At 63.4% G+C, this 7,562-nt stretch carries 5 protein-coding genes and 1 pseudogene; 5 read left to right on the top strand and 1 reads right to left on the bottom strand.

Annotated features, from left to right (window positions below; genetic code table 11):
* Positions 1-70: 70 nt before the first annotated feature.
* Positions 71-1,204, bottom strand: coding sequence for an SbmA/BacA-like family transporter (locus WCB02_RS19840; protein WP_423960661.1), 1,134 nt, complete (start codon positions 1,202-1,204; stop codon positions 71-73).
* Positions 1,205-1,367: 163 nt separating this feature from the next.
* Here WCB02_RS19840 and ppsA point away from each other — a divergent pair, with 163 nt between their 5' ends.
* From ppsA to WCB02_RS19815, 5 genes and pseudogenes are all read left to right on the top strand, one after another.
* Complete coding sequence (gene ppsA / locus WCB02_RS19835; protein WP_423960659.1) at positions 1,368-3,785, top strand: phosphoenolpyruvate synthase; 2,418 nt, start codon at positions 1,368-1,370, stop codon at positions 3,783-3,785.
* Positions 3,786-3,936: 151 nt separating this feature from the next.
* On the top strand, positions 3,937-4,623 hold the full coding sequence (locus tag WCB02_RS19830) for a hypothetical protein (RefSeq protein WP_423960657.1): 687 nt from the start codon (positions 3,937-3,939) through the stop codon (positions 4,621-4,623).
* Between the two features lie 262 nt (positions 4,624-4,885).
* Entirely contained in the window at positions 4,886-5,800 is a 915-nt protein-coding gene (locus tag WCB02_RS19825) for a polysaccharide deacetylase family protein (protein ID WP_423960655.1), read from the top strand.
* Between the two features lie 23 nt (positions 5,801-5,823).
* Positions 5,824-7,212 carry an amidohydrolase family protein gene (locus WCB02_RS19820; RefSeq protein WP_423960653.1) on the top strand — a complete coding sequence of 463 codons (1,389 nt, stop codon included), beginning with the start codon at positions 5,824-5,826 and terminating at the stop codon, positions 7,210-7,212.
* A gap of 144 nt (positions 7,213-7,356) precedes the next feature.
* Positions 7,357-7,562, top strand: a pseudogene (locus tag WCB02_RS19815) (Crp/Fnr family transcriptional regulator); the annotation flags it as partial.

The following is a 7,562-nucleotide window of genomic DNA, read 5'->3' as shown; positions in this document are numbered from 1 at the left end:
GCGCTGCTCAATCCCGGCACCGAACTGTGCCGGCCCTCCGACATCAGGCGTCTTGCCGAGCAGGTGATCCTCACAACGGCCTGACCGGCTCGACGGGCATGGCCGGTGTCTCGCCGCTCCGCGAGGTGGCATGATTGAGATCGTCCAGCGACAGCAGCAGTCCGCCGACCCGTTCGAGCGAGGAGATCCAGTCCACCACCCGGCCGTAATTGTCGACCAGCCAGTTGAACGATCCCTGCACCAGCGTGAAGGCTGCGGCGGCCTGCGTCAGTTCGCCAAGCGTCATTGCATCGGCCAAAAATTTCGGCGCGCATAGCACGAGGCCGATCACCGGCGCCAGCAGCGTGTTGCCTTGCGACACCAGCGTGGTGCGCGCGAGTTGCCAGCACAGATTTCGCCACTGCGCCATCGTGTTCGCGAGCGCCTGCCACAGCCCGCGCTTGACCTCCTCTTCCCGCCGCTTTTGCGCGACCCCTTCGCCGATCTCGCGCAGCAAATGCGCCGCCGTGATCAGTTCCGCCTCGGCCTGATCCTTGATCAGGACCACCCTGGTCAGCGGCGCGCCGACCAGAACCATCGCTGTGGTCACGAGTCCGGAATAGACGACGACACTGACGACGAGATAGCCGGGAATCCAGAAGCTGGTGCCGAACACCGAAAGGGTGGCGTTGCCGCCGACCGTCCACAACACCTGAATGAAGACGATGGCGTTGAGCAGCGAGCCGACGAGTCCGAGCGCGAAATCGACCGGCGCGTCGGTTGCGATCCTGGTATCTTCCGCGATGCGGTATTCGGGAATCTGCTGTTCGCCGCCATCCTGGACTTGAGCGAGGCGGACATAGCGCTCCTCCTCCATCCAGTAGTCGATCACATGGCCACTCAGCCATTCCCGCCATTTGCGCTGTACGGTCATGCGCCCCCACACCGAGGTGACGGCGAGCGCCACGCTGGCTGCGCACAGGGGAATCAGCAGCAGCGCCTGGGCGCGCAGCCGGCCGCCGTCCCTGTTCTCGAGCGCGTCGAAGAAATCCCTGTTCCAGTAGTTGAGGCGGAACTGCACATAGAGCTGCAGCACGACGATCGCAACCAGCGCGGCGCAGAGCAGCCACACCCGCCATGCCGACAGCCCGCGCCAGAAGCCTGACGCGCTTTGCCAGAAGCGGGACCACTGTCGATGCAGGTTTTCGGCGCTGTTCTCGGACATGATCTGGTTTCAGGACTGACTAGATCACATCAGCGCCAGACGATTGATCTTCCGCAAAGCCTGGCACACGGCAAGCGGCCAGACTGTCAACGAGCTTGACACGCCCGCTGGCCGCGGCCCGGGGCGAGGTTGCAGCGCGGGAGGAAGTGCCATGATAGATGCCATGACTGGTCCTGGTTACATCCGATGGTTCGGCGATCTCAGGCTGAAGGATGTCCCTCTGGTCGGCGGCAAGACCGCCTCGCTGGGCGAGCTCTATTCGGCGCTGTCGCCGCAGGGCGTCAAGGTGCCGAACGGCTTCGCCCTGACCGCCGAAGCCTATCGCGACGCGCTGACGCAGGCCGGCGCCTTCGAAAAGCTCCGCGACCTGCTCGCCGGCATCGACAAGCGCCGCATCGTGGATCTGGAGCGGCGCGCTGCCGCGGCGCGCGCCATCGTCTACGCCGCCACCGACCACGCCGGCCTGCGCCGCCAGGTCGACGAAGCCTACCGGCAGCTCGAAAAGGAGTATGGCGCCGATGTCGCGGTCGCCGTGCGCAGTTCGGCAACGGCGGAGGATCTGCCGACCGCGAGCTTTGCCGGCCAGCACGAGAGTTATCTCAACATCCGCGGGCCCGACGACCTGATGAAAGCCTGCCGCCGCTGCTTCGCCTCGCTGTTCACCGACCGCGCGATCTCCTACCGGATCGACAACGGTTTCGATCATTTCAAGGTCGCGCTGTCGGTCGCGGTCATGAAGATGGTGCGCTCGGATCTGGCGGCCAGCGGCGTGATGTTCACGCTCGACACCGAATCCGGATTTCGCGACGTGGTCTTCGTCACCGGCGTCTATGGGCTCGGCGAGAACATCGTTCAGGGCACCGTCGATCCCGACGAGTTCTATGTGCACAAGCCGACCTTCAACTCTGGATTCCGCGCCGTGCTGTCGCGCCGGCTGGGCGCCAAGGACCAGCGCATGATCTACGGCAAGGGACACGCCACAACCACCCGCAATGTCAAGACGGCGCGGGCCGATCGCGAGCGGTTCTGCATCAGCGACAGCGACGTACTGGACCTGGCGCATTGCGCGATCGCGGTGGAGAAACACTATTCGGATCTGGCCGGCGCGCCGACCCCGATGGATATCGAGTGGGCCAAGGACGGCGCCGATGGCGCGCTCTACATCATCCAGGCCCGCCCGGAAACGGTGGCCTCGCGTCGCAATGCGGACGCGCTGGAGAGTTTTTCGCTCAAATCGACCGGCAAGACGCTCGCCTCGGGGCGCGCCGTCGGCGAAAAGATCGCCTCCGGCAAGGTCCGCCTAATCAAGACCGAGCGCGATCTTCGCGCCTTCAGGCCCGGCGAAGTGCTGGTCGCGCCCGCCACCAGCCCGGATTGGGAGCCGGTGATGAAATCCGCCGCCGCGATCATCACCGACCATGGCGGCCGGACCTGCCATGCGGCGATCATCGCGCGCGAAATGGGCGTGCCGGCGGTCGTCGGCACCGAGACGTTCACCAAGACGGCGAAGACTGGGATGTCCGTCACCGTGTCCTGCGCCGATGGCGACATCGGCCACGTCTATGACGGCAACCTGCCGTTCGAAGTGGAGCGGGTTGCGATCGACCGGCTGAAGAGGCCGCACACCGAAATCATGGTCAATCTCGGCAATCCGGAAATCGCCTTCAAGACCGCGATGGCGCCGTCCGACGGCGTCGGGCTCGCCCGGATGGAATTCATCATCAATCAGCATATCGGCGTCCATCCAATGGCGCTCGCGCAACCGGAAAAGGTCAAATCGGCGCGGGACCGGCGCACCATCAAGCTTTTGACCGCGCGCTACAAAAAGCCGGCTGACTTTTTCGTCGAGCATCTCTCCGAGGGCGTCGGCATGATCGCCGCCGCATTCCATCCCCGCCCCGTCATCGTGCGGCTGTCCGACTTCAAGACCAACGAATATGCCCATCTGGTGGCCGGCGCCGATTTCGAGCCGAAGGAGGAAAACCCGATGCTGGGCTTCCGCGGCGCGGCACGTTACGCCCATCCGGCCTATGCGGCGGGCTTTGCGCTGGAATGCGCGGCGCTGCGCCGCGTCCGCGACGTCATGGGACTGAGCAACCTCAAGATCATGATTCCGTTCTGTCGCCGCGTCGAGGAGGCTCGCAGCGTCATCGAGGCGATGGCGCGCAACGGCCTCAAGCGCGGCGACGGCGGCCTCGAGATCTTCATGATGTGCGAGATTCCGAACAACGTGATCCTGATCGATCAATTCGCCAAATTGTTCGACGGGTTCTCGATCGGCTCCAACGATCTCACCCAGCTCACGCTCGGCGTCGACCGCGATTCCGACATCGTCGCGTTCGATTTCGACGAGCGCGATCCGGGCATGCTGCAGATGCTGACGATGGCGGTCGCAGGCGCCAAGCGCAATCGCCGCCATGTCGGCATTTGCGGCGAGGCGCCGGCGAACTATCCGGAGATCGCGCGCTTTCTCACCGGCCTCGGCATCGATTCGATCAGCGTCAATCCGTCGAGCGTGTTGCGCACCATGGCGATCGTGTATGACGCCGAACAGGCGACGGCGCACGCGCAGGCGAGCTAGCGGCGGCCGCTTCACGTTCTCCGACCACCAAGCAATCCGGCCGTCGGCCGACACCGAGGAGGCCAGATGCGTCGACGCAACTTGCACGCGGGAGTGGCGTGTGCTTTGACCAGGGAAGCGTTGCCGAATTATGTAGTTTGAGGGGCGTGGGATGGGACTGTTCGATTGGCTGAAGCCCAGGACACGAACGCTTGGGCCGACACCGGAGGGACTTTACGGAGGATTGCCTAAAGGAGCGCGTTGGCTGGACGGAGCCGATCCTGCAGGCGACCCTGAGAATTTTATCCCGGAATCTGAAGCGTATGTGTTCGATATCGCGGAATGGAGGTGGGGCGAGCAGCTTTGGATCGACGCCACGACGAGTTCAGCCGGCAGCCAGGCGGGGTTCGGTCTCGTTGTCGGATTATCCGATGGCAGCAATACAGATGCCGCAGAGGTTTGGGAGCACAATGGAAGTCGAGGCCCGATCTTGAAGGAACGCCAGGAATGGACCATTCCTCGTGGCCATCCGACACGGGAGTTGGTCCTGGTCTCGCATGGCGAACAAACGACCCAGGTGCTCCGCAAGCTCGAGCAGTGTTTCGGCTACGCGCCGTTTGCTCATCCAGCCTTGCCGGATAAGAACGCAGTGATCTGCGAGCTTCTTATGTTGCGGGGAATTGTCATCCCTGACGAGGACCGCTTCACCGCACGCATGAAGGTCGTGCTGCCGGAGAGCGATGGCTGGCCTTACGGCGAATTCTTCTTGAACGTAAATTCCGTCCGCAAGCAGCTTTGGGTATCGGAAAAATCCGATGAGTACAGGATCGCAATATTGGATCGGATTTCTCAGCGTTAGCCGAGCTTTCTCATGGTGCCGCATGAGCATGTTCTCACCACAGAGAGCTTCGCGTTTCGGCGATCCCATCGCTCGCCAGACGAGCTGCGACCTGTCCGGAAGTTGACAGCCATGTTTGGCATTGACCGCGTGCCTCCTGATTTCGCGCCATCGGCATTCCGGGAGGCCGATTCGCAAAAGCAATCAATTGCTTTTATCCCCGCTCCGGCCGCCCATAATCCGCATCAATGTGCGTGTTGCGTTTGTGGGTCCCGGATCAGCGATGAAGAAGCACATCGTCTGCCTTTCGTTCGATTTCGACGCCCTGTCGATCTGGATTTCGCGCGGGATGACGACCCCGCTGCCGATTTCGCGGGGAGAGTTCGGCGTTGTCGGAGCCCGCCGCATCCTGAAATTGCTGGAGCGGTTCGGCATCGGAGCAACCTGGTTCGTTCCCGGCCATACAGCCGAGACGTTTCCCGACGCCACCCTGGAGATCCATCGCGCTGGTCACGAGATCGGCAACCACGGCTGGACCCATCAGTCCCCCCTGGGGATGTGCCGTGAGCAGGAGCGCGACGAGCTGCTGCGCGCCAACGAAACGCTTGGACGCCTGACCGGCAAACTTCCCCGAGGATACCGGTCACCGGTGTGGGATACGAGCGAGAACACCATCGAACTGTTGCTGGAGAACGGCTTTCGCTATGCAAGCAACGGCATGGCCAACGATTACTCGCCCTACCGGGCCCGGGTCGGCGACGTCATCACCATGGACGAGCCCGCCCGATTTGGCCGGACGACGCCGCTGATCGAAATTCCGGTCAGCTGGTCGCTGGACGACGCCCCGCATTTCGAGGTGGTGCGGACGCCAAACTGGATCCAGCCCGGCCTTTCCAACGCGGGCCTCGTCGCCGACAACTGGATGGCCGACTTCGACTACATGCGCGACCATGTCGATTGGGGCGTGCTGACCTACACCTTCCATCCTTATTGCATCGGGCGCGGCCACCGCATGATCGTGCTGGAGAAGTTGATCTGCCACCTTCAGGCCAATGGCGCGGTCTTCATGACCATGACGGACGTGGCCGCCGAGTTCGAGCACCGCGAACCCTATGCCGGTCACACCGGGGCGGACCGGATTGCGGCGGCCCATGATCATGACGCTCACGACCCTGCACCGAACGGAGGTTTCCCCTGACAACCGTCATCAAGAATGGCCACGTGATCGCTTTTGCGGATGGCCGGCATCATTGCATTCCCGCAGGCGTGGTTGCCTTTGACGGCGACCGGATCACCTATGTGGGCGAGGATCTTCCTGCGAATGCCACCGAGATCATCGACGCAACCGGCAAGATCGTCTGTCCGGGATTCGTCAATGCCCATCTGCATGTCACCGATACGCCGTTCACGAGGGGCTATTGGGAGGACATGGGACGGCAGGGTGCGTCACCCAATCACGACGGTCTGTATCGCATCCTGCCTACCGTTCGCGGCGCGGTTTCTGTCGAAGATGAATTGGTCGCCGCGGAATGCGCCTTTGCCGAATTGCTGCTGTCCGGCAGTACCACGATCGTCGAGCTCGGCTTCGATTTCGAGATGATGGAAGGCGGCGATATCACCTCGACCGAGCGGATGGTCGAGATCGCCGCACGGATGGGCGTGAGGGCCTATTTCGGGCCGCGCTACCGGTCCGGCTATTGGTCGCTCGGGACCGGCAACAAGGTGCAATATCACTGGTATCCCGACCGTGGCCGCCAGCGCTTCGACGACTGCGTAGCCTTTTGCCGGTCGGCCGACCGCAGCCATGACGACATGATCCGGACCATGCTGGCACCGGGCCAGATCGATACCTGCGATGCGGATCTGTTGCGGGAAACCCGCGTGATCGCCGACCGGATCAAGGTTCCGATCCAGCTCCATGCCGGACAGTCTCCAACCGAGTACCGGACCATCCGCGACGTGCATGGCTGCTCGACCATCGCATTGCTCGGCTCGACCGGCTTGCTGGGGGAGGATTTCATCATCGGCCACGGCATGTATCTGACCGAAGACGGCGACGTGGATCGTTTCCCGGCGGCGGAACTGGCGGCGCTGGTCGAGAGCCGCACCACCATCGTTCACCTGCCCTGGGTCAAGGCCCGGCAGGGCGCGGCGATGCGCTCGTTCGGCAGGTTCGTCCGCGCCGGCGTGCGCATGGGACTCGGTACCGACACCTACCCGTTCGATATCATCCAGGAGATGCGCTGCGCGGCGACGCTGTCCAGGGTGATGGATGGCTCCCCGGTGATGACGACATCGGCCCAGATCTTCCATGCGGCAACCGTCGGAAGCGCCGATGCGCTCGGCCGTGCCGACCTGGGCCGGCTCACGCCGGACGCCAAGGCGGACATCGTCCTGATCAATGCACGCAGCCCTCACGCGGTCCCGTTGCACGATCCGATCGGCTTCATCGTCTTCAGCGCCACCGGCGCCGACGTCGACACCGTCATCGTCAACGGCCGAAGTGTCGTCGAAAACCGGGTGTTGCAGACCACCGATCTCGACGCCGCACTGGCCCGGCTGGCCGAAGCAGCGGCCCGGGTCGCCGCGCGCATCGGTGACCGGCTTTGACGAAACCTGGAATCGGGCGCAGGCGCAAGCTCCGGTGTGCCGCGGTAGTCGCCCGCGCCGTCGAGTGGTGCTAGGGTTCGGACGATGCAGAGTTCGGTTGGGCGCAATTCAGCGCCGGACGCGGGGTTGCATCTGACGGCCACGATGTCTCGAACCGAAACGGAAGCCGCCGCCGGCATCATGCTGGTCGAAAGCGAAAGCCTGGTGCGCCGGATCCCCGGCGTGCTGGACAGCCTTGGCGAGTCCGATCGCAAACGGTTGCTGTCGATCGGACGCAAGCGGACTTTCGAGCCCGAAGAGACGCTGTGGCGCCAAGGCGATCTCCATGAAGGCATCTACCTGATCAATTC

Origin of the sequence: Bradyrhizobium sp., from assembly GCF_049581145.1 — a bacterium.
Classification (GTDB): domain Bacteria; phylum Pseudomonadota; class Alphaproteobacteria; order Rhizobiales; family Xanthobacteraceae; genus Bradyrhizobium.
Note: the sequence above shows the minus strand (reverse complement) of the source record. Positions and strands in the feature narration are given on the sequence as shown.

Bases quoted from the DNA above. Each gene is read 5' to 3' on its own strand.
- WCB02_RS19840 (WP_423960661.1), bottom strand. From the start codon at position 1,204: ATGTCCGAGAACAGCGCCGAAAACCTGCATCGACAGTGGTCCCGCTTC.
- ppsA (WP_423960659.1), top strand. From the start codon at position 1,368: ATGACTGGTCCTGGTTACATCCGATGGTTCGGCGATCTCAGGCTGAAG.
- WCB02_RS19830 (WP_423960657.1), top strand. From the start codon at position 3,937: ATGGGACTGTTCGATTGGCTGAAGCCCAGGACACGAACGCTTGGGCCG.
- WCB02_RS19825 (WP_423960655.1), top strand. From the start codon at position 4,886: ATGAAGAAGCACATCGTCTGCCTTTCGTTCGATTTCGACGCCCTGTCG.